This window comes from Ligilactobacillus salivarius, assembly GCF_035231985.1.
Taxonomy (GTDB): Bacteria; Bacillota; Bacilli; order Lactobacillales; family Lactobacillaceae; genus Ligilactobacillus; species Ligilactobacillus salivarius.
Genome location: NZ_CP117983.1, coordinates 367,656 through 392,546, shown reverse-complemented (window position 1 = coordinate 392,546; position 24,891 = coordinate 367,656). Strand labels below are relative to the sequence as shown.

General features: G+C 39.3%; 9 protein-coding genes and 1 pseudogene. 2 read left to right on the top strand and 8 right to left on the bottom strand.

The genetic code is table 11. The features are described from left to right. Positions 1-98: 98 nt before the first annotated feature. The 7 genes from PTA89_RS01600 to PTA89_RS01570 all read right to left on the bottom strand — a co-directional run bounded on the left by PTA89_RS01600 (position 99) and on the right by PTA89_RS01570 (position 6,234). Positions 99-1,412, bottom strand: a complete 1,314-nt coding sequence (locus PTA89_RS01600) for an NCS2 family permease (RefSeq protein WP_003710749.1) — start codon at positions 1,410-1,412, stop codon at positions 99-101. Positions 1,413-1,812: 400 nt separating this feature from the next. After that, entirely contained in the window at positions 1,813-3,156 is a 1,344-nt protein-coding gene (locus PTA89_RS01595; RefSeq protein WP_113896079.1) for an RNA-guided endonuclease InsQ/TnpB family protein, read from the bottom strand. Beyond that, positions 3,149-3,754 (bottom strand): IS607 family transposase, encoded by a 606-nt coding sequence (locus PTA89_RS01590; RefSeq protein WP_101898091.1) that lies wholly within the window; start codon positions 3,752-3,754, stop codon positions 3,149-3,151. The genes PTA89_RS01595 and PTA89_RS01590 overlap by 8 nt, the downstream gene beginning before the upstream one ends. An 8-nt stretch (positions 3,755-3,762) precedes the next feature. Further along, the gene (locus tag PTA89_RS01585) at positions 3,763-4,017 is read right to left on the bottom strand and encodes a hypothetical protein (RefSeq protein WP_223657469.1); all 255 of its coding nucleotides are present in this window, start codon (positions 4,015-4,017) and stop codon (positions 3,763-3,765) included. Positions 4,018-4,027: 10 nt separating this feature from the next. Further along, positions 4,028-5,065: a DUF916 and DUF3324 domain-containing protein gene (locus PTA89_RS01580; protein WP_324177288.1), complete on the bottom strand. Its 1,038-nt coding sequence runs from the start codon at positions 5,063-5,065 to the stop codon at positions 4,028-4,030. 17 nt (positions 5,066-5,082) lie between these two features. Then, the gene (locus tag PTA89_RS01575) at positions 5,083-5,706 is read right to left on the bottom strand and encodes a WxL domain-containing protein (RefSeq protein ID WP_324177287.1); all 624 of its coding nucleotides are present in this window, start codon (positions 5,704-5,706) and stop codon (positions 5,083-5,085) included. A gap of 324 nt (positions 5,707-6,030) precedes the next feature. Further along, positions 6,031-6,234, bottom strand: a complete 204-nt coding sequence (locus tag PTA89_RS01570) for an LPXTG cell wall anchor domain-containing protein (RefSeq protein WP_003708362.1) — start codon at positions 6,232-6,234, stop codon at positions 6,031-6,033. Between PTA89_RS01570 and PTA89_RS01565 the strand changes: the two genes are divergently transcribed. After that, positions 6,149-19,054, top strand: a complete 12,906-nt coding sequence (locus PTA89_RS01565) for a hypothetical protein (protein ID WP_324177286.1) — start codon at positions 6,149-6,151, stop codon at positions 19,052-19,054. The two genes, PTA89_RS01570 and PTA89_RS01565, sit on opposite strands and share 86 nt — an antisense overlap. Positions 19,055-21,789: 2,735 nt before the next feature. Here the strand turns inward: PTA89_RS01565 and PTA89_RS01560 are convergent. Continuing rightward, positions 21,790-22,011 (bottom strand): annotated as a pseudogene (locus PTA89_RS01560) (KxYKxGKxW signal peptide domain-containing protein); the annotation flags it as partial. 505 nt (positions 22,012-22,516) lie between these two features. On the opposite strand from PTA89_RS01560, the gene PTA89_RS01555 reads away from it, so the two are divergent. Then, positions 22,517-24,886, top strand: coding sequence for an ATP-dependent DNA helicase (locus tag PTA89_RS01555; RefSeq protein WP_324177285.1), 2,370 nt, complete (start codon positions 22,517-22,519; stop codon positions 24,884-24,886). Positions 24,887-24,891 lie beyond the last annotated feature (5 nt).

Below are 24,891 nucleotides of genomic sequence, written 5' to 3'. Positions count from 1 at the left end.
AAAATAAAACTCAAATTTCTTATCTTAGTAGCAAAAAAACAGCATTAACAAGATTATTCATCAAGTTAATGCTGCTTTTTAATATTCATTTAAATTAATTATTCGCCTGTTTGCAAAATCCATAAGAAGATTAAAAATACGAAGAATAATACATACATCAAAGGTGGAACTTCTTTACCACGTTTTGCAGTAATCATTGTGATTGGGTAGAAGATAACACCTAATGCAATACCGTCAGCGATACTATATGTCAATGGCATAGTTGCAAGGATAACGAATGATGGAATAGCAATTTCCAACTTATCCCAGCTAATACGTGCCATGTTACCTGCCATTAAAACACCTACCATAATCAAAGCTGGTGCTGTAACGTATGATGTAACTACTGTTAACAATGGTGAGAAGAACATACCTAAGATGAACAATACACCAGTTGTAACAGCCGTTAAACCTGTACGTCCCCCTACCGCAATACCAGCAGATGATTCAACATAAGCACCAATTGGAGATGTACCTAAAACAGAACCCACTAACATAGCACTGGAGTCAGATAGTAAAGCCTTACCTACACGAGGCATCTTATTATCTTTCATAAAACCGGCTTGTTGTGCTAAACCAACTAATGTACCAGCTGTATCAAAGAATGTTACCAATAAGAAAGTAATTACAACTACGACTAATTGCATTGTATTAATATCTGTAACATGCTTGATTGCTTGACCAAATGTTGGTGCTAAACTTGGAGCAGATGAGATGAATTGATGTGGTGCTGGAATTAAACCTGTTACCATACCAATGATTGCAGCTACAAGCATAGCGATAAAGATTGCACCTGGAACGTTTAATAACATTAATACTGCCATTAAAACAAAACCTATAATTGATAACCATGTTTGACCTTGGAATGTTCCTAAACCAACTAATGTAGATTTGTTAGCAACGATAATTCCTGCACTCTTCATACCGATAAAAGCAATGAATAAACCAATACCAGCAGAGATAGCATATTTCAAGTCTTGCGGAATAGAGTCAATGATCATTTCACGTAACTTAAATACTGTAATTAATAAGAAAATAATGGCTGCAACGAATACGCCAGCTAATGCTGTTTGCCATGGAATACCCATACCAATAACAACTGAATAAGCGAAGAATGCATTAACACCCAATCCTGGAGCTGTTGCAATAGGATACTTAGCATAGAGTCCCATCATTAAACATCCAAAGGCACTAGCTAATGCCGTAGCTGTAAATACGGCCCCCTTATCCATATGAGCAGCACCTAAAACTGTTGGGTTAACAAATAAAATATAGGCCATTGAAATAAATGTAGTAAAGCCGGCTAAAATTTCACGTTTGATAGTAGAACCGTGCTTATCAATGCCAAAGTATAAAATAACTTTATCTTTCAAAATAATTCTCCTCTTTCGGTTTTAATAAGAAATAAGTACATTAGACTTAACTTACAATGTAAATATACACTAAAAACCGAATATTGTAAATAGTATTTAGCAAAACATTCTAAAAAAAATAATGGAAACTCTTTTTTCATTGAGTTTCCATTATTCTTCATGATTAATTCGATGCCATGATCGGTGTCTCAGGTGAGAGATTCCAATTAAGATTAATAATTTTCTAGTCTTTTTAAACAAATCATATCAAATGATACTAATTAAAAAGACACTTCACTCAACCTAATAGAGTCAACCAGTCTACAAACTTTTGGACTAATTCTAAAAGTTCTCGTGGACAACTTTACAACTCGTTTGGCAGTCGTGTTTTGTTTCGAAAATTGTTCGTAAGCCTCCTAAATTAGAAATTTAAGTTTAGCTTAACTGGAACTAATCCGATTCCATCTATACCGTCAGCAAAAGCATTCGGTACTACTTTTCTTAATATCTGTAACGCTCCATTAACGTCGGCGTTAATTAAGATACCCTTATTCGATTTAAATAAACCACGTTTAATGCGTCTTTTGACAGGACTTAACCCTTTACGTTTACGAGCTTTATCGCCATTTTGGTTAATTGGTAATTCATTATCTAAAAATGAGGTTTGACTTGTATAAGCTTCGTTAGCTTGAATTACGACTATCCCTGCTAAATTAGCTTTATATTCAATCATCTCAATCATTTTTTGATGTGGAATGCCAATAAAGTTTTGATTTATTCGTTTTCCCATATTACTAGAGCGTTTTTGTCCTTTATTTTTACCAATAACAATCGTGTTTAACTCATGGCTTAACGCTATCTCAACAATGCGTTTACTTGCTTCATGAGCGAATTTTAACATTTTTTGATTACGATAAAAATCAAGTTTATTTAAACGTTTAGTATTACGATTTTGTTTTGACAAGTCATAAATTCTAGTTAATCTAGCTTTTTGCTTGTTATAGTATTGATTGACTGACTTTAAAGGACGTCCATTAATAATGACAGGTTTAAATCCTTTAACATTAGATGCCAACGTAAAAGCATTATCAAGTCCTGGGTCAATCGTTAAATAGCGTCCATTATCTTCTTTGTAGTCAATAACCTTGTTAGTTTTATAAACTATTTCAATTACAAAAGTATTATTTTTAGGAATGACTCTAACTTGTTGAATTTTATTAGTTTCTTTGTGTTGTAACTTAATTTTCAAGCTATCCATCACAGGTATTTCTACAATTCCATTAGCTCTTAATTTAGCAGTTTGGTTATCTACGATAACAATATTTTTACCGCCTTTAGTTTTATATTTGGGTATTTTAGGCTTGCCAGTGAACTTTTGCGGTGTCTTTAAATATGCTTTACGAGCTTTATTCCAAGAAGTCATATTTTGATTGACTAACTTTAAAATTTGTTGAGCTAAATGTACACTTTTCATAGAACGATACAGCATACAGTCCTTTTGATTAAAAGATTGTTTAAATGATTTGTCTAGTTTTTCGTAACTCAGCCACTTACCCTTAAAGAAAGCTTGTCTAAAACGATATAGAGCTTGGTTGTAGATATTATTGGATAGATGAGAGTATTTATCTAAAATAGCATAACGTGCATCATTAGATTTAATAATATGCTTTTCCACCAAATACTCATATTGAACTTCCGTTTTCTCTGCTCTTACTTCTTTAAAAGTTTTTATGACTTTCTTCTTTGATTTTTGCTTTTTAACCATCCTTGTTCACCTCCTTATCTTCCAAAGCTTCTTTAATTTTCTTTCTTCTACTCGAGTACATTCTCATTGAAAATGCATTCAACAAGCTAATGATTTCTTCAAATATTTCTTGTTGGTCTGTCTTTTTATCGGTTAATTCTGACATCACAATTATCTCGGTATGATACTTGGAAAATAAGTATTTAAACAGATCGAAACCAACACGACTTAATCTATCCTTGTAGGTGATAATAACCTTTGATACTTTACCACTAATTACAAGGTCTAATAATTCAAAAAACTCCTTTCTTCTTTCAAAAGAAATTCCACTAGCTATATCTTTGTATAGACCTTTAACTTGATAACCATTTTTCATCGCAAAACTTTGCAGGTTTTCAATTTGGTTTTCAAGGTCTTGTTTTTGTTTAGGTGTAGACACTCTAGCATATAAATAAACACCACGAACTTCACCTTTATTTAATATTTTAAAAACAGAATTAGCGTCCCAATCATATTGCCCAGAAGGCAATTTAGTAGCTTTTAAAATTCCATCTTTTCGCCATCTTAGTAAAGTGGAACGACTAATTTGTAATAATTTCATTACTTCATTTGCTTTCATACCATAGATTATATCATATAACATAGTTTGATATAAAATAAATAATTAAAATTAACTATATAGTAACCTTCATCTTTATTAATTATAAAACCATATATATTTCTCGTTAAACTTCCATCTAACCTTCTACCTTGTGTCCAAGTTGCAAATGAAGTTGTCGGCCAAGTTACCGCTGCTTTAACAGTATTGGTATTCATTATAGTAAATAGCAATATTAATGCCATACCTGAAATAAATAATAGTAATTTTCTCTTAGTATTCATTTGTATCACACTAACTTTTTAATTTTTTTCTCTGCCACATAATAACTGCAACTAGGCTTGCAATAATCAAAATTAAAATTATTACTACTATCCACAGCATCATTGATATACCTAACCATCCTGTTTGCTTAGTCAATGGTACTCCTTGTTTTGATGTAATTACAAAATCTTTTACCAGATGCCATTTTCTTTTTCCTGACTGCAGATGCATATCTAATGTGTATTTACCTGCTCCAAGCTGATTACTACTATCAGAAACTAAATAATCAAAACTAGAATTAGGAGCTACTTGATAATTATTTACTTTCTTATGTACTAATACCGTTGAACGATTCTTTTTTGTTATTTTTGAATCTATCGATAGTTTTCCAAACATTACTGGCTTTACATTATGTAATTTAGCAGTTATTTCTGGTCCTTTTTTTACAACTACATTATCTAACTTCATTTTTGCAATTCTTTTAGCTTTTGCCTGTTCAGTTATGACAACTGGTAATGTCATAGAAAAATGATTCTTAGTATTTACACCATTTTTAGTATTGTCATAAGAATTGGTTAACCGTTCTACATAAATTCCTCCAACGATTACCCCAGCAAAAGCTTGTTTGGGTACATTTAAATTTACTATAACTTCTGTACTTTCTCCTGCTTTTACCGTAACTTTTTGTTTCAATTCTTTCTTTGATACTAAATCAGTAAGTTGATATTTTGCAGTTTTATCTTTTTTATTTTTAAAATCTGTGTAATTAATCGTCCCATTATTGTTTGTAATTGCATTTCCAACTTTTACAATATAATCTATATCTTGATTTTTATTTAAATTAGAAATTTTTACTTTTACAGGTACCTTCGTTGATTTTTTTACATTTAAATCAAAATATCCTGCATCATCCTCCTTTTGTTCACGAGGATATACAGGACTTATCGTAAATTCAGCCGCGTTGTTAGCTATACTATCAGCACTTACATTTGGTACCTTGAAAAAACAAATACATAGTACAATACACAGAAATAGTTTTACTATTGAATTTGTTTTCAATCTTACCATACCTTATCTATTTATTATTATTCACTCTCAATTGATGAATCTTTTGTTGCTGCAGTTAAATTCCATGTCAAATTAGCTGTGTAGCTACCCGGAACAATTGCATCATGCCCATTAAATTTCAAAGTTGCATGTTGAATTGTTGAAGTTGCTGTACCTTTTTTAGCACCTGTTGAAGTTGCTACTTGATTAGATACACTACTTGGTAATTCCAAACTAGTTTGTGCTTTAGACCAAGTCCAGCCTTCTGCCGCACCGTCACTAAACTGGAATGCTGATGGTGTAAATTGAATAGTACCATTAATTTTACTATCACCATTCACAAACGCTGTCGTATTAGTAACTGCCAAATTCCATCCAATATTGCTTAAACGTGTGTCAGTAACTACTACATTATTATTGTTAGTCAATCCTTGATCCACTGATTGACCACTAAAAATAGTACCTGCTTTAACATTATTAAATGGAAAACTTGGTACTTTGTCTAATGATAATTTAGCAGTTGTATCTGTATTCTCATCTTGAATATTAAGAGTTGCTGTACTCTGTTGATTAGTAGTATCAGCTTTTACCATTGGTACACTCAAAACCAAAGTTCCACCAAGTACTAACGTTAATAAATTTAACTTTGAAAATAACTTCATTGTGTTAATTCCCCCAAAAAAATTATATTCTTTACAGTCATATTATAGCACTATTTATAAAAAAATTGATAATACATTTTTTTATAAATGTTTTTTATTATCTTTATTTATTGAATTAATCTAATAGAATTGTACAATTCCACTCTTTTAATTTAACTTTTACTGATATTCAATAAGCCTTTTAATTAATGATATTTTTTATAATTTAATTAATTATTATTTAATGATAAAGTTATTATATTCAAAAAGGGCAAGCAGTTATAACTGCTTGCCCTTTCTTAGATTCAATCTAATTCAACGATATTTAGGGGGGATTATCGTTTATTAGTCTTTTTTCTTCTTAGCTTTCATTAATGCTAAGCTTGTCAATACGAATAGTCCACCTAGAACTCCTGCATTAGTTGAACTATCACCTGTTTGTGGTAATTCTTTACGTTGTACCGTGTGTTTCAAACTATCACTTGAAACTTTATTCACTGCTCCAGGATTTGTAGTTCCTATCATATTTCCGTTATTTCCATCATTCATGTTTTCAGATGAAATAGTATTAGATAGACTTTCACTCAAACTATCAATTAGAGATGCACTTGCACTCAACGAACTTGATGTACTTAAGCTTTCGCTTTCGCTCAAGGATCTACTCAAACTATCTGATGCATCTGTATTCATTGAAGAACTTCCACTCAAGGATTTACTCAACGAACTTGATGTGCTTAAGCTTTCACTCAAGGATTCACTTTCGCTCAAGGATCTGCTCAAACTATCTGATGCATCTGTATTCATTGAAGAACTTCCGCTCAAGGATTTACTCAACGAACTTGATGTACTTAAGCTTTCGCTTTCGCTCAAGGATCTACTCAAACTATCTGATGCATCTGTATTCATTGAAGAACTTCCACTCAAGGATTTACTCAACGAACTTGATGTGCTTAAGCTTTCACTCAAGGATTCACTTTCGCTCAAGGATCTGCTCAAACTATCTGATGCATCTGTATTCATTGAAGAACTTCCGCTCAAGGATTTACTCAACGAACTTGATGTGCTTAAGCTTTCACTCAAGGATTCACTTTCACTCAAGGATCTACTCAAACTATCTGATGCATCTGTATTCATTGAAGAACTTCCACTCAAGGATTTACTCAACGAACTTGATATGCTTAAGCTTTCACTCAAGGATTCACTTTCGCTCAAGGATCTACTCAAACTATCTGATTCATCTGTATTCATTGAAGAACTTCCACTCAAGGATGTGCTCAATGAACTTGATGTGCTTAAGCTTTCACTCAAGGATGTGCTTGCACTTAAGCTTTCGCTTAATGATGTGCTTGCACTCAAGCTCTCACTCAAGGATGTACTTGCGCTCAAACTCTCACTCAACGATGTGCTTGCACTCAAGCTCTCACTCAAGGATGTGCTTGCACTCAAGCTCTCACTCAAGGATGTGCTTGTGCTCAAGGATTCACTCAAGGATGTACTTGCACTCAAGCTCTCACTCAAGGATGTACTTGCACTCAAGCTTTCGCTTAGGGATGTGCTTGCGCTCAAGGATTCACTCAACGATGTGCTTGCACTCAAGCTTTCGCTTAGGGATGTGCTTGCGCTCAAGGATTCACTCAACGATGTACTTGCACTTAAGCTTTCGCTTAGAGATGTGCTTGCGCTCAAGCTTTCACTCAACGATGTGCTTGCACTCAAGCTTTCGCTTAGAGATGTGCTTGCGCTCAAGGATTCACTCAACGATGTGCTTGCACTCAAGCTTTCGCTTAGAGATGTGCTTGCGCTCAAGGATTCACTCAACGATGTGCTTGCACTCAAGCTTTCACTCAAGGATGTGCTTGCGCTCAAGGATTCACTCAACGATGTGCTTGCACTTAAGCTTTCGCTTAGAGATGTGCTTGCGCTCAAGGATTCACTCAACGATGTGCTTGCACTTAAGCTTTCGCTTAGAGATGTGCTTGCGCTCAAGGATTCACTCAACGATGTGCTTGCACTCAAGCTTTCGCTTAGAGATGTGCTTGCGCTCAAGCTTTCACTTAAGGATGTGCTTGCACTCAAGCTTTCGCTTAGAGATGTGCTTGCGCTCAAGGATTCACTCAACGATGTGCTTGCACTCAAGCTTTCACTTAAGGATGTGCTTGCACTCAAGCTTTCACTCAAGGATGTGCTTGCACTCAAGCTTTCACTCAAGGATGTGCTTGCACTCAAGCTTTCGCTTAGAGATGTGCTTGCGCTCAAGGATTCACTCAACGATGTGCTTGCACTCAAGCTTTCGCTTAAGGATGTGCTTGCGCTCAAGGATTCACTCAACGATGTGCTTGCACTCAAGCTTTCACTCAAGGATGTGCTTGCGCTCAAGGATTCACTCAACGATGTGCTTGCACTTAAGCTTTCGCTTAGAGATGTGCTTGCGCTCAAGGATTCACTCAACGATGTGCTTGCACTTAAGCTTTCGCTTAGAGATGTGCTTGCACTCAAGCTCTCACTCAACGATGTACTTGCACTTAAGCTTTCGCTTAGAGATGTGCTTGCGCTCAAGGATTCACTCAACGATGTGCTTGCACTCAAGCTCTCACTCAACGATGTACTTGCACTTAAGCTTTCGCTTAGAGATGTGCTTGCGCTCAAGGATTCACTCAACGATGTGCTTGCACTCAAGCTTTCGCTTAGAGATGTGCTTGCGCTCAAGCTTTCACTTAAGGATGTGCTTGCACTCAAGCTTTCGCTTAGAGATGTGCTTGCGCTCAAGGATTCACTCAAGGATGTGCTTGCACTCAAGCTTTCACTTAAGGATGTGCTTGCGCTCAAGGATTCACTCAACGATGTGCTTGCACTCAAGGATTCACTCAACGATGTGCTTGCACTTAAGCTTTCGCTTAGAGATGTGCTTGCGCTCAAGGATTCACTCAACGATGTGCTTGCACTCAAGCTTTCACTCAACGATGTACTTGCACTTAAGCTTTCGCTTAGAGATGTGCTTGCACTCAAGCTTTCGCTTAGAGATGTGCTTGCGCTCAAGCTTTCACTCAAGGATGTGCTTGCACTCAAGGATTCACTCAAGGATGTACTTGCACTCAAGCTTTCGCTCAAGGATGTGCTTGCACTCAAGCTTTCACTCAACGATGTGCTTGCGCTCAAGGATTCACTCAACGATGTGCTTGCACTTAGGCTTTCGCTTAGAGATGTACTTGCGCTCAAGGATTCACTCAACGATGTGCTTGCACTCAAGCTTTCGCTTAGAGATGTGCTTGCACTCAAGCTTTCGCTTAAGGATGTGCTTGCGCTCAAGGATTCACTCAACGATGTGCTTGCACTCAAGCTTTCGCTTAGAGATGTGCTTGCACTCAAGCTTGCACTCAAGCTTTCGCTTAAGGATGTGCTTGCGCTCGAGGATTCACTCAACGATGTGCTTGCACTCAAGCTTTCGCTTAAGGATGTGCTTGCGCTCAAGGATTCACTCAAGGATGTGCTTGCACTCAAGGATTCACTCAACGATGTGCTTGCACTCAAGCTTTCACTCAAGGATGTGCTTGCACTCAAGCTTTCGCTTAAGGATGTGCTTGCACTCAAGCTTTCACTTAGGGATGTGCTTGCGCTCAAGGATTCACTCAACGATGTGCTTGCGCTCAAGGATTCACTCAACGATGTGCTTGCACTCAAGCTTTCGCTTAGGGATGTGCTTGCGCTCAAGGATTCACTCAACGATGTACTTGCACTTAAGCTTTCGCTTAGAGATGTGCTTGCGCTCAAGGATTCACTCAACGATGTGCTTGCACTCAAGCTTTCGCTTAGAGATGTGCTTGCGCTCAAGGATTCACTCAACGATGTGCTTGCACTCAAGCTCTCACTCAAGGATGTGCTTGCGCTCAAGGATTCACTCAAGGATGTGCTTGCACTTAAGCTTTCGCTTAGAGATGTGCTTGCGCTCAAGGATTCACTCAACGATGTGCTTGCACTTAAGCTTTCGCTTAGAGATGTGCTTGCGCTCAAGGATTCACTCAAGGATGTGCTTGCACTTAAGCTTTCGCTTAGAGATGTGCTTGCACTTAAGCTTTCACTCAAGGATGTGCTTGCGCTCAAGGATTCACTCAAGGATGTACTTGCACTCAAGCTTTCGCTTAGGGATGTGCTTGCGCTCAAAGATTCACTCAATGATGTACTTGCACTCAAGCTTTCACTCAAGGATGTGCTTGCACTTAAGCTTTCACTTAGGGATGTGCTTGCGCTCAAGGATTCACTCAACGATGTACTTGCACTCAAGCTTTCACTCAAGGATGTGCTTGCACTCAAGCTCTCACTCAAGGATGTGCTTGCGCTCAAGGATTCACTCAAGGATGTGCTTGCACTTAAGCTTTCACTCAAGGATGTGCTTGCGCTCAAGGATTCACTCAAGGATGTGCTTGCGCTCAAGGATTCACTCAACGATGTGCTTGCGCTCAAGGATTCACTCAAGGATGTGCTTGCACTTAAGCTTTCACTCAAGGATGTGCTTGCACTCAAGCTCTCACTCAAGGATGTGCTTGCGCTCAAGGATTCACTCAAGGATGTGCTTGCGCTCAAGGATTCACTCAAGGATGTGCTTGCACTTAAGCTCTCACTCAAGGATGTGCTTGCACTTAAGCTTTCGCTTAGAGATGTGCTTGCACTCAAGCTTTCACTTAGAGATGTGCTTGCGCTCAAGGATTCACTCAAGGATGTGCTTGCACTTAAGCTTTCGCTTAGAGATGTGCTTGCGCTCAAGGATTCACTCAAGGATGTGCTTGCACTTAAGCTTTCGCTTAGAGATGTGCTTGCGCTCAAGGATTCACTCAAGGATGTGCTTGCACTCAAGCTTTCACTTAGAGATGTGCTTGCGCTCAAGGATTCACTCAAGGATGTGCTTGCACTTAAGCTTTCGCTTAGGGATGTGCTTGCACTTAAGCTTTCACTCAAGGATGTGCTTGCACTTAAGCTTTCACTCAAGGATGTGCTTGCACTCAAGCTCTCACTCAAGGATGTGCTTGCGCTCAAGGATTCACTCAAGGATGTGCTTGCGCTCAAGGATTCACTCAAGGATGTGCTTGCGCTCAAGGATTCACTCAAGGATGTGCTTGCACTTAAGCTTTCGCTTAGGGATGTGCTTGCACTTAAGCTTTCACTCAACGATGTGCTTGCACTTAAGCTTTCACTCAAGGATGTGCTTGCACTCAAGCTCTCACTCAAGGATGTGCTTGCGCTCAAGGATTCACTCAACGATGTGCTTGCACTTAAGCTTTCGCTTAGAGATGTGCTTGCGCTCAAGGATTCACTCAAGGATGTGCTTGCGCTCAAGGATTCACTCAAGGATGTGCTTGCACTTAAGCTTTCGCTTAGGGATGTGCTTGCACTTAAGCTTTCACTCAAGGATGTGCTTGCACTTAAGCTTTCACTCAAGGATGTGCTTGCACTCAAGCTCTCACTCAAGGATGTGCTTGCGCTCAAGGATTCACTCAACGATGTGCTTGCACTTAAGCTTTCGCTTAGAGATGTGCTTGCGCTCAAGGATTCACTCAACGATGTGCTTGCACTTAAGCTTTCGCTTAGAGATGTGCTTGCGCTCAAGGATTCACTCAAGGATGTGCTTGCACTTAAGCTTTCGCTTAATGATGTGCTTGCACTCAAGCTTTCACTCAAGGATGTGCTTGCACTCAAGCTTTCACTTAGAGATGTGCTTGCACTTAAGCTTTCGCTTAATGATGTGCTTGCACTCAAGCTTTCACTTAGAGATGTGCTTGCGCTCAAGGATTCACTCAAGGATGTGCTTGCACTTAAGCTTTCGCTTAGGGATGTGCTTGCACTTAAGCTTTCACTCAAGGATGTGCTTGCACTTAAGCTTTCACTCAAGGATGTGCTTGCGCTTAAGCTTTCACTCAAGGATGTGCTTGCGCTCAAGGATTCACTCAAGGATGTGCTTGCGCTCAAGGATTCACTCAAGGATGTGCTTGCACTTAAGCTTTCGCTTAATGATGTGCTTGCACTCAAGCTTTCACTCAAGGATGTGCTTGCACTCAAGCTTTCACTTAGAGATGTGCTTGCACTTAAGCTTTCGCTTAATGATGTGCTTGCACTCAAGCTTTCACTCAAGGATGTGCTTGCACTCAAGCTTTCACTTAGAGATGTGCTTGCGCTCAAGGATTCACTCAAGGATGTGCTTGCACTCAAGCTTTCGCTTAGGGATGTGCTTGCGCTCAAGGATTCACTCAAGGATGTGCTTGCACTTAAGCTTTCACTCAAGGATGTGCTTGCGCTCAAGCTTTCACTTAGAGATGTGCTTGCGCTCAAGGATTCACTCAAGGATGTGCTTGCACTTAAGCTTTCGCTTAATGATGTGCTTGCACTCAAGCTTTCACTCAAGGATGTGCTTGCACTCAAGGATTCACTCAAGGATGTGCTTGCACTCAAGCTCTCACTCAAGGATGTGCTTGCACTCAAGGATTCACTCAAGGATGTGCTTGCACTCAAGCTCTCACTCAAGGATGTGCTTGCGCTCAAGGATTCACTCAAGGATGTGCTTGCACTCAAGCTCTCACTCAAGGATGTGCTTGCACTCAAGCTTTCACTTAGGGATGTGCTTGCACTTAAGCTTTCACTTAGGGATGTGCTTGCGCTCAAGGATTCACTCAAGGATGTGCTTGCACTCAAGCTTTCGCTTAGGGATGTGCTTGCGCTCAAGGATTCACTCAAGGATGTGCTTGCACTTAAGCTTTCACTCAAGGATGTGCTTGCGCTCAAGCTTTCACTTAGAGATGTGCTTGCGCTCAAGGATTCACTCAAGGATGTGCTTGCACTCAAGGATTCACTCAAGGATGTGCTTGCACTCAAGCTTTCACTCAAGGATGTGCTTGCACTCAAGGATTCACTCAAGGATGTGCTTGCACTCAAGCTCTCACTCAAGGATGTGCTTGCACTCAAGGATTCACTCAAGGATGTGCTTGCACTCAAGCTCTCACTCAAGGATGTGCTTGCGCTCAAGGATTCACTCAAGGATGTGCTTGCACTCAAGCTCTCACTCAAGGATGTGCTTGCACTCAAGCTTTCACTTAGGGATGTGCTTGCACTTAAGCTTTCACTTAGGGATGTGCTTGCGCTCAAGGATTCACTCAAGGATGTGCTTGCACTCAAGCTTTCGCTTAGGGATGTGCTTGCGCTCAAGGATTCACTCAAGGATGTGCTTGCACTTAAGCTTTCACTCAAGGATGTGCTTGCGCTCAAAGATTCACTCAAGGATGTGCTTGCACTTAAGCTTTCACTCAAGGATGTGCTTGCGCTCAAAGATTCACTCAAGGATGTACTTGCACTTAAGCTTTCACTCAAGGATGTGCTTGCACTCAAGCTTTCACTTAGAGATGTGCTTGCGCTCAAGGATTCACTCAACGATGTGCTTGCACTTAAGCTTTCACTTAGGGATGTGCTTGCGCTCAAGGATTCACTCAAGGATGTGCTTGCACTTAAGCTCTCACTCAAGGATGTGCTTGCACTTAAGCTTTCGCTTAGAGATGTGCTTGCGCTCAAGGATTCACTCAAGGATGTGCTTGCACTTAAGCTTTCACTCAAGGATGTGCTTGCACTTAAGCTTTCGCTTAGAGATGTGCTTGCACTCAAGCTCTCACTCAAGGATGTGCTTGCACTCAAGCTTTCACTTAGGGATGTGCTTGCACTTAAGCTTTCACTTAGGGATGTGCTTGCGCTCAAGGATTCACTCAAGGATGTGCTTGCACTCAAGCTTTCGCTTAGGGATGTGCTTGCGCTCAAGGATTCACTCAAGGATGTGCTTGCACTTAAGCTTTCACTCAAGGATGTGCTTGCGCTCAAGCTTTCACTTAGAGATGTGCTTGCGCTCAAGGATTCACTCAAGGATGTGCTTGCACTCAAGGATTCACTCAAGGATGTGCTTGCACTCAAGCTTTCACTCAAGGATGTGCTTGCACTCAAGGATTCACTCAAGGATGTGCTTGCACTCAAGCTCTCACTCAAGGATGTGCTTGCACTCAAGGATTCACTCAAGGATGTGCTTGCACTCAAGCTCTCACTCAAGGATGTGCTTGCGCTCAAGGATTCACTCAAGGATGTGCTTGCACTTAAGCTTTCACTCAAGGATGTGCTTGCGCTCAAGGATTCACTCAAGGATGTGCTTGCACTTAAGCTTTCGCTTAATGATGTGCTTGCACTCAAGCTTTCACTTAGAGATGTGCTTGCGCTCAAGGATTCACTCAAGGATGTGCTTGCACTCAAGCTTTCACTTAGGGATGTGCTTGCGCTCAAGGATTCACTCAAGGATGTGCTTGCACTTAAGCTCTCACTCAAGGATGTGCTTGCACTTAAGCTTTCGCTTAGAGATGTGCTTGCACTCAAGCTTTCACTTAGAGATGTGCTTGCGCTCAAGGATTCACTCAAGGATGTGCTTGCACTTAAGCTTTCACTCAAGGATGTGCTTGCACTTAAGCTTTCGCTTAGAGATGTGCTTGCACTTAAGCTTTCACTCAAGGATGTGCTTGCGCTCAAGGATTCACTCAAGGATGTGCTTGCACTTAAGCTTTCGCTTAGAGATGTGCTTGCGCTCAAGGATTCACTCAAGGATGTGCTTGCACTTAAGCTTTCGCTTAATGATGTGCTTGCACTCAAGCTTTCACTTAGAGATGTGCTTGCGCTCAAGGATTCACTCAAGGATGTGCTTGCACTCAAGCTTTCACTTAGGGATGTGCTTGCGCTCAAGGATTCACTCAACGATGTGCTTGCACTCAAGCTTTCACTTAGGGATGTGCTTGCGCTCAAGGATTCACTCAACGATGTGCTTGCACTCAAGCTTTCGCTTAGGGATGTGCTTGCGCTCAAGCTTTCACTCAAGGATGTACTTGCACTTAAGCTTTCGCTTAGAGATGTGCTTGCGCTCAAGGATTCACTCAACGATGTGCTTGCACTTAAGCTTTCGCTTAGAGATGTGCTTGCGCTCAAGGATTCACTCAACGATGTGCTTGCACTTAAGCTTTCGCTTAATGATGTGCTTGCACTCAAGCTCTCACTCAAGGATGTGCTTGCACTTAGGCTTTCGCTTAGGGATGTGCTTGCACTCAAGCTCTCACTCAATGATGTACTTGCACTTAAGCTTTCGCTTAGGGATGTACTTGCACTCAAGCTCTCACTCAAGGATGTGCTTGCGCTCAAGGATTCACTCAATGATGTACTTGCACTCAAGCTCTCACTCAATGATGTGCTTGCGCTCAAGGATTCACTCAATGATGTACTTGCACTCAAGCTTTCACTCAAGGATGTGCTTGCACTTAAGCTTTCGCTCAACGATGTGCTTGCGCTCAAGGATTCACTCAATGATGTACTTGCACTTAAGCTTTCGCTCAAGGATGTGCTTGCGCTCAAGGATTCACTCAACGATGTGCTTGCACTCAAGCTTTCGCTTAGGGATGTACTTGCACTCAAGCTCTCACTCAAGGATGTACTTGCACTTAAGCTTTCGCTTAGGGATGTACTTGCACTCAAGCTTTCGCTCAAGGATGTGCTTGCGCTCAAGGATTCACTCAAGGATGTGCTTGCGCTCAAGGATTCACTCAACGATGTACTTGCACTCAAGCTTTCACTCAAGGATGTGCTTGCGCTCAAGGATTCACTCAAGGATGTACTTGCACTCAAGCTTTCACTTAAGGATGTGCTTGCGCTCAAGGATTCGCTCAAGGATGTGCTTGCACTTAAGCTTTCACTCAAGGATGTGCTTGCGCTCAAGGATTCACTCAAGGATGTGCTTGCACTCAAGCTTTCGCTTAGGGATGTGCTTGCGCTCAAGGATTCACTCAAGGATGTGCTTGCGCTCAAGGATTCACTCAACGATGTGCTTGCACTCAAGCTTTCGCTTAGGGATGTGCTTGCACTTAAGCTTTCACTTAAGGATGTGCTTGCGCTCAAGGATTCACTCAACGATGTGCTTGCACTCAAGCTCTCACTCAAGGATGTGCTTGCACTCAAGCTCTCACTCAAGGATGTGCTTGCACTCAAGCTCTCACTCAACGATGTGCTTGCACTCAAGCTCTCACTCAACGATGTGCTTGCACTTAAGCTTTCGCTTAGGGATGTGCTTGCGCTCAAGGATTCACTCAACGATGTGCTTGCACTCAAGCTTTCGCTTAGAGATGTGCTTGCGCTCAAGGATTCACTCAACGATGTACTTGCACTTAAGCTTTCGCTTAGAGATGTGCTTGCGCTCAAGGATTCACTCAACGATGTACTTGCACTTAAGCTTTCGCTTAGAGATGTGCTTGCGCTCAAGGATTCACTCAACGATGTGCTTGCACTCAAGGATTCACTCAACGATGTGCTTGCACTTAAGCTTTCGCTTAGAGATGTGCTTGCACTCAAGCTTTCGCTTAAGGATGTGCTTGCGCTCAAGGATTCACTCAACGATGTGCTTGCACTCAAGCTTTCGCTTAAGGATGTGCTTGCGCTCAAGGATTCACTCAACGATGTGCTTGCGCTCAAGGATTCACTCAACGATGTGCTTGCACTTAAGCTTTCGCTTAGAGATGTGCTTGCGCTCAAGGATTCACTCAACGATGTGCTTGCACTTAAGCTTTCGCTTAGAGATGTGCTTGCGCTCAAGGATTCACTCAAGGATGTGCTTGCACTTAGGCTTTCGCTTAGAGATGTGCTTGCACTTAGGCTTTCGCTTAGAGATGTGCTTGCGCTCAAGGATTCACTCAACGATGTGCTTGCACTTAGGCTTTCGCTTAGAGATGTACTTGCGCTCAAGGATTCACTCAACGATGTGCTTGCACTCAAGCTTTCGCTTAGAGATGTGCTTGCACTCAAGCTTTCGCTTAAGGATGTGCTTGCGCTCAAGGATTCACTCAACGATGTGCTTGCACTCAAGCTTTCGCTTAAGGATGTGCTTGCGCTCAAGGATTCACTCAACGATGTGCTTGCGCTCAAGGATTCACTCAATGATGTACTTGCACTCAAGCTTTCGCTTAGGGATGTACTTGCACTTAAGCTTTCGCTCAAGGATGTGCTTGCGCTCAAGGACTCACTCAATGATGTACTTGCACTCAAACTCTCGCTCAAGGATGTGCTTGCACTCAAGCTTTCACTTAAGGATGTGCTTGCACTCAAGCTTTCACTTAAGGATGTGCTTGCGCTCAAGGATTCACTCAAGGATGTACTTGCGCTCAAGGATTCACTCAAGGATGTGCTTGCACTCAAGCTCTCACTCAAGGATGTGCTTGCACTTAAGCTTTCGCTTAGAGATGTGCTTGCGCTCAAGGATTCACTCAAGGATGTGCTTGCACTCAAGCTTTCACTTAGAGATGTGCTTGCGCTCAAGGATTCACTCAATGATGTACTTGCACTCAAGCTTTCGCTTAGGGATGTGCTTGCGCTCAAGGATTCACTCAAGGATGTGCTTGCACTTAAGCTTTCGCTTAGGGATGTGCTTGCACTCAAGGATTCACTCAAGGATGTGCTTGCACTCAAGCTTTCGCTTAGAGATGTGCTTGCACTCAAGCTTTCGCTTAGGGATGTGCTTGCGCTCAAGGATTCACTCAAGGATGTGCTTGCACTTAAGCTTTCGCTTAGGGATGTGCTTGCACTCAAGGATTCACTCAAGGATGTGCTTGCACTCAAGCTTTCGCTTAGAGATGTGCTTGCACTCAAGCTTTCACTTAGGGATGTGCTTGCACTTAGGCTTTCGCTTAGGGATGTGCTTGCACTCAAGCTTTCACTTAGAGATGTGCTTGCGCTCAAGGATTCACTCAACGATGTGCTTGCACTTAAGCTTTCGCTTAATGATGTGCTTGCACTCAAGCTCTCACTCAAGGATGTGCTTGCACTTAGGCTTTCGCTTAGGGATGTGCTTGCACTCAAGCTCTCACTCAATGATGTACTTGCACTTAAGCTTTCGCTTAGGGATGTACTTGCACTCAAGCTCTCACTCAAGGATGTGCTTGCGCTCAAGGATTCACTCAATGATGTACTTGCACTCAAGCTCTCACTCAATGATGTGCTTGCGCTCAAGGATTCACTCAATGATGTACTTGCACTCAAGCTTTCACTCAAGGATGTGCTTGCACTTAAGCTTTCGCTCAACGATGTGCTTGCGCTCAAGGATTCACTCAATGATGTACTTGCACTTAAGCTTTCGCTCAAGGATGTGCTTGCGCTCAAGGATTCACTCAAGGATGTGCTTGCACTTAAGCTTTCGCTTAGAGATGTGCTTGCACTCAAGCTTTCACTCAAGGATGTACTTGCACTTAAGCTTTCGCTTAGAGATGTGCTTGCGCTCAAGGATTCACTCAAGGATGTGCTTGCACTCAAGCTCTCACTCAAGGATGTGCTTGCGCTCAAGGATTCACTCAACGATGTGCTTGCGCTCAAGGATTCACTCAACGATGTGCTTGCACTCAAGCTTTCGCTTAAGGATGTGCTTGCGCTCAAGGATTCACTCAACGATGTGCTTGCACTCAAGCTTTCGCTTAAGGATGTGCTTGCGCTCAAGGATTCACTCAACGATGTGCTTGCGCTCAAGGATTCACTCAACGATGTACTTGCACTCAAGCTTTCACTTAGTGATGTGCTTGCGCTCAAGGATTCACTCAAGGATGTACTTGCACTTAAGCTTTCACTCAAGGATGTGCTTGCACTCAAACTCTCGCTCAAGGATGTACTTGCACTTAAGCTTTCGCTCAAGGATGTGCTTGCGCTCAAGGATTCACTCAACGATGTACTTGCACTTAAGCTTTCACTCAAGGATGTGCTTGCACTCAAACTCTCGCTCAAGGATGTACTTGCACTTAAGCTTTCGCTCAAGGATGTGCTTGCGCTCAAGGATTCACTCAACGATGTACTTGCACTTAAGCTTTCGCTCAAGGATGTGCTTGCACTCAAGGATTCACTCAAGGATGTACTTGCACTCAAGCTTTCGCTCAAGGATGTGCTTGCGCTCAAGGATTCACTCAAGGATGTACTTGCACTCAAGCTTTCGCTCAAGGATGTGCTTGCGCTTAAGGATTCACTCAAGGATGTACTTGCACTTAAGCTTTCGCTCAAGGATGTGCTTGCGCTCAAGGATTCACTCAAGGATGTACTTGCACTTAAGCTTTCGCTTAGGGATGTGCTTGCGCTCAAGGATTCACTCAAGGATGTACTTGCACTTAAGCTTTCGCTCAAGGATGTGCTTGCGCTTAAGGATTCACTCAAGGATGTACTTGCACTTAAGCTTTCGCTCAAGGATGTGCTTGCACTCAAGCTCTCACTCAAGGATGTGCTTGCACTTAAGCTTTCACTTAGGGATGTGCTTGCGCTCAAGGATTCACTTGCACTCTTACTTAGCGATTGAGATACACTCATTGATTGTGACGAACTTGTAGACAAGCTTAAACTTTCTTCTTTTTCATCTTTTAAATTGTAAATTGCATCATTCAAACCTGAAAGAGCATCAAATATTTGTGAGTAAGTTCCTGTTGCTCCAGCATTCCCCATTTGTCCAGGTTGAATTAGATCTATAACCTCTTGTTTAGCTTTCTCATACTCTGCTCTAGTCGCAGCACTTGCTTTTTCAACAGTTACACCCTTAGCATTTTGTGTAATATCCAGTAAACGGTTAGCTTCTTGTGTAACAGACGCATTATATGATCTAAAAATGTCTTGCCAATCCTGTAATGCTTCATTGGCTAGATTCTTCCCTGTTTTAAGATTCTTATAGGCATCATTTCCAATATGAGGTCTTAAACCCTTTACCGAATCAAGATATAAGTCTCTAACATCGCCTAACTGTTCACCAGTAAGCTCTGCAACCTTTTCCATGGACTCGGTTATTTGTTTGAGAACTTTTAATTCTTCGGCATTGCTAGGATTAGTAGCCAATAGTGCATTGATTTCCGAAATAATATTCCCTTTCATTTCGGCAATATCATAATAATCCTGTCTAACTTTACTTTCTAAATCACTTCCGTTTAAAGTTGAAAGGGCAGTTCCATCTAAACTTTTCAGCTGGTTTGTTTGATTTGCTACATTTTTTGTAAATGCTACAATTTTTTCCTGTAAGTTACCAATATCCGTTCGCAATTGTCCTGTATCATTAATTTTACTGGTATCTATTTTGGTAAATGTAAACGTATTTACTTGCGTTTGAATACCATCAATAATCTTAATTTCTGAGGTAAGACTTCTTCTAAACCCTTCAATAGTTGGTAAGGTAGAATCATTTAAGACTTTTTGGAAATATTCTTTTATTTGTTCTGCGGTATATTTACTATCAATATCCGTGAAATCAACTACATTGCGTTCCTCTCCATTTACAACAGCGGAGTTAGTAACATCAAAAGTTTTATTATTAGTAATTCCCCTCATCACATACTGATGTTGCGGAATTTCCATACTAGATTGTCCGCCTAAAACGTATTTTTCCTTAAATATGACTCTAATTGGTGTAGTTCGGCTACTTGCTTCTTCTCCTTCATAAATCGAGAACATATTCTGCCATGCATTTTGATAAGATTTAACGGCTGCTGTTAAACCAGAAAATGTTTGGTAACCATCTTTTCCTACTTGTAGATTTGCTTGATGTTGGAGATTATGCTCTGTTTCAAAACTTATTGTGAATGAAGAACGCTGTGAACCACTTGTTATTCCCCATGACTTAAAGTACATCATGGTGTGGTAGTTATTTGAACTATAGTGTCCAGGGTCATCCTTCCCACCATTGGTAATGAGTACTTTATCGTTGGTAGAAACTGCATTACTGCTATTTCTAGCTGTTTGCCCCTGTAAATTAAGTCCATCTGTAACAATACCTGTTCCGGCTTCCGTCTTACCTTCTGTAATTAATGCAGACTGAATCGTTTTGGTGAAAATATCAGGCGTTACTTTGTCAGAGACAAAATACACTTTTTGCAAATATGGGTTCATTACAGTAGCAGATGGATTAAGTGTTGTAACCGCACCACTATTTGCATCAACATCTTTATTAGGATCAAATTCCATTTCCTTATGTGGTTCCACATCAGCTTGTTGATACTCAGTCCCGAATGTCAAATCATTAGGATCAGTATCTACAACAATCTTTACTGGTGAAACAACATTGTAATCACTGGTTAATCCAATACCAAATTTCGCATTAACAAGACCATTTCCGCCTTTATCTCCTGGATTTCCACTATTAAATGCTTTTTCCGGAAAGAAGGTTACCGTCCATCTATCGCGTCCATTCTCTAATGTTTCACGGTTGACCTTAATATTTGCCTCAACATAACCCCATCCTTGGCCTGAATCTCGCGAAGCAACTAAATGAGGCTGTGGCGAACCAGTAGTAAAATCGGTCCAAATTCGTCCGTATTTATCACCAACAATATATCTACCACCCTTACCATTTTCAAGCATTGTGGCAGTTTGTTGAGTATCTTGCGCTGCTCCCACAGCAAATACTTGAGGTTGAAGCGTTGTTGTTCCGGTAAATACGCCTTGTAGTTCACCTAAACTTGCAACACCATATTGGTAATCTTCTTCTGATAAATTGTTTGCAGAATCAGACAAAATTTCTCGATAATATTGAACAGCCGCAATGTAAGCAGTCTGATATTCTTGGCTCGCATTTTGGAAGCCTTCTGTATGCATCATTGAATCTGCTTGCATAAGCATTTGTTCAAGTTGTGCTTTAGAACTTGTTACATTACTACTATTATTTATGCTGCTAGAAGATGCTAGTGATTCACTTCTACTAATGCTTTGAGAAGTGCTTGCTTGACTTTGTGAATTAGACTTACTTTCAGAAATAGATTCACTACTGGAATTACTATTTGATTTAGTTTCACTTGTTGAACTGCTATTAGTATTTAGAGATACAGATTCACTCTTGGAAACAGATGCTTCTGATTGCACGTCGCTTTCACTTGTACTTAAACTATCACTTACACTACTGCTACCAGATCCTGAACTTAAGTTAACAGTCTCTTTATTTACTAAATTTTGATTGCTGTCTAACTGCTTTGTATCAGCTAAAGCAGTGTTAGCAGTTAATACCGTACCTCCGGCAACTGCTCCCAATGCCGCAGCACCTTTCAATGCTGCGGTTATGCCATCTGAACTTAATTTATCCTCTGATTTCTTATCCTTTTCTTTGCTAACAAGTTGAGTATTCATAGTAGATTTATCTAATTTACCTTTAAATACTCTTATTAATCCTATAGAAGAGATTAAGGAGCTTACCCATTGCTTGCCAGCTTTATAGAGTTTGACGTGTGTCTTTCTATCATTTTCAAATTCAAAGAAATCTTTCTTATTTCTTCTGAATTTCAATGTTCAATCCCCCATATCTAAATTGAATTATAGAATCAATCAAAACAAAAATATTTTAATCGATCTATCCCCTAATTATATACGTTTCACACAATTATTTCAATATTTAAAAATGTCAAAAAAATAAAAAAAATAGCCCTATTAAACAACTAAAAAAAGCTATAATGTAAAGCTTTTTACAGTTATAATCAACACTGTGTTGATTATGTTAAATAGAAATTTTTCCGATAAAGCTTGGTATATAAACTTTATCAACTGTAACCAATTATGTCAAAATATTTTATTTATAATTTTATTGTATTTTTAAAAATGTAAATTAGTCACTATAACTTCTTTATATAAACTTAATATTTAATGTAAAATAAAAACTTCACTCTTTATTATAAAGTTATATAAATGATAAATATTTAATTATAACACAAGCATAATGACTACTTATAAAATTTATGCTACGATATCTATGAATCTTTTTTTGATACTTAATATGTAAGGGGATGGTGTTAGTTTGCAAACTTCTATTGGTGTCAGAAAATTAGTTGAATTTATTTTAAAGAAGGGAAATCTAATATCTAGTGTTAATTCTCAGAATACTGCCTTAGATGGAATTAATATCCACCAACAATTACAAAAAAAATTTTCTAAAGATACTAAAGCTGAATTTTCTTTAAAAAAAGAATTGCTTATCGATGGCGAGTCTTGGATACTTCATGGACGAGCTGATGGTCTTAAATGTATTGATGACATTCCAAGTCAAATCGTTGAGATTAAAACTTCTAGTCTCGAATTTGAAGAACTCTCTGCTAATACACTTGAACTTTATTGGGCACAGGCTAAAATTTACGCTCACATAATCATGGAAAAAGAAGGTTTATCAGAATTATCACTTAAATTAATTTATGTCCAAACAACTACTAATGTAACAACTGAAAAAATTCAAGTTATAAACCAAAATAAAGCTAAAGACTTCTTTAATGAAGTTATTGAATCCTTTACCAATTGGATAAAACTCCAACATCAACTAAAAAAAGAACGTGATTTGTCAATTAATAATTTAGACTTTCCTTTTTCATCTTATCGACAGAATCAATATGAATTTGCTACTGCAGTTTATAAAACAATTGCTTTAAATAAAAAATTATTGGTTGAAGCTCCCACTGGAACTGGAAAGACTATTTCAACTATTTTTCCTGCAATTAAAGCTTTAGGTACCAGTAAATGTCAAAAAATATTCTATCTAACTGCCAAACAAAGTACTCGACAGGTAGCAGAAGAAACTTTGCAGTTATTAGTAGACCATGGTCTTTCTATTTCAACTATTACTCTAACTTCCAAAGAACAAATTACCTTCGCTGAAGAAATAGATATACCAGATGATGAAAATCCCTATTATTTAGGTTATTATGACCGTTTACGTCCAGCTTTAATGGATATTTTAACCAATGAAAAAATTATCACTCGACAAGTCATTGAAACTTACGCTAAAAAACATTTACTAGATCCATTTGAATTTTCTTTAGATGTTAGTAATTTCTGCGATTTAATTATATGTGATTATAATTATCTTTTCGATCCCTTAGTTAAATTACAACGCTTCTTTACAGAAAAAAATTATGGCTATACATTTTTGATAGACGAAGCCCATAATTTAATTGATCGCTCTCGAGCCATGTACACAAAGGAAATTTCTTCTGAAGAAGTTAAAAACTTATTAGATAAACTTCACTCACTTCCACAACCTCCACAAGAAGTTGTGAATAAGTTAAACACACTTTTAAATGCTTTTGATTTAATTAAGGAACCACTATTAAATTATCAACAACAGGATGTAATAATTAAAGAAAAGCTTTCTTCAATAACAAAAAAATTGATGTACTTTTGTGACTTTATTACAGAATGGTTAAAAGAAAATCCAGAATTTTCACTTAAAGATGAGTTATTGGAACTTTTCTTCACTGCTTATACTTTTGTCAAAGTTAGCGACTATTATACTGAAAGTTTCAGAACACACCTGTTAATTACAAAAAATTCTGAATTATTAATTAGGGTATTTTGCTTAGATTCTAGCAGCTTAATTGCTAATAGTCTTAATTTAGGGGGTAGTGCTATACTATTTTCAGCTACCCTATCTCCTTTAAATTACTATCAAGAAATGTTTGGCTTAATTGATGACAGCTTATTATATCAACTAACTTCACCCTTTAATGAAAGTAATCTTAACTTGTTGATAACTTCATACATTCCTGTGACTTATCAACAAAGACAACATAGTTTAACTAAAATTATTACGGCTATTTATACCATGATTACTGCCAAAACTGGTAATTATCTGGTATTTTTACCTTCATATACTTTTTTAAAGCAAGTGGTTGTAGCTTTCAATCAAGCTTATCCACATGTAGATACTATAATTCAAGAAACTAATATGACTAGAATACAACAAGAGGAATTTTTAAAGCAATTTGTTTCAAATCCATCTAAAGTTTTACTTGGTTTTGCCGTATTAGGTGGTAGTTTTGCTGAAGGTATTGATTTGAAAGGTGATCGTCTAAATGGCGTAGCTATAGTTAGCGTTGGACTTCCAATGTTGAATTCAGAAACTAATGAACTAAAAGAATACTTCGATAATAAGCAAAAGAATGGATTTCAATACGCTTATCAGCTGCCTGGACTTAATAATATTTTCCAAGCTGCTGGTCGTGTCATCAGAAGTTCTACTGATATTGGTGTTGTACTCTTAATAGATTCTCGTTTTTCAACAGCTCGTTATACACAATTTTTTCCACCACATTGGAAATATGCACATATAGTCCACAATAAGCTCGAATTACAAAATAACCTATTTAAATTTTGGGATAATAAAAATACAGGCAGCTAAAATTC

What these genes read in the sequence shown, in the direction of transcription:
- PTA89_RS01585 (WP_223657469.1), bottom strand. Translation starts at nt 4,017, where the DNA reads ATGAATACTAAGAGAAAATTACTATTATTTATTTCAGGTATGGCATTA.
- PTA89_RS01580 (WP_324177288.1), bottom strand. Translation starts at nt 5,065, where the DNA reads ATGGTAAGATTGAAAACAAATTCAATAGTAAAACTATTTCTGTGTATT.
- PTA89_RS01595 (WP_113896079.1), bottom strand. Translation starts at nt 3,156, where the DNA reads ATGGTTAAAAAGCAAAAATCAAAGAAGAAAGTCATAAAAACTTTTAAA.
- PTA89_RS01590 (WP_101898091.1), bottom strand. Translation starts at nt 3,754, where the DNA reads ATGAAAGCAAATGAAGTAATGAAATTATTACAAATTAGTCGTTCCACT.
- PTA89_RS01575 (WP_324177287.1), bottom strand. Translation starts at nt 5,706, where the DNA reads ATGAAGTTATTTTCAAAGTTAAATTTATTAACGTTAGTACTTGGTGGA.
- PTA89_RS01570 (WP_003708362.1), bottom strand. Translation starts at nt 6,234, where the DNA reads ATGAATGATGGAAATAACGGAAATATGATAGGAACTACAAATCCTGGA.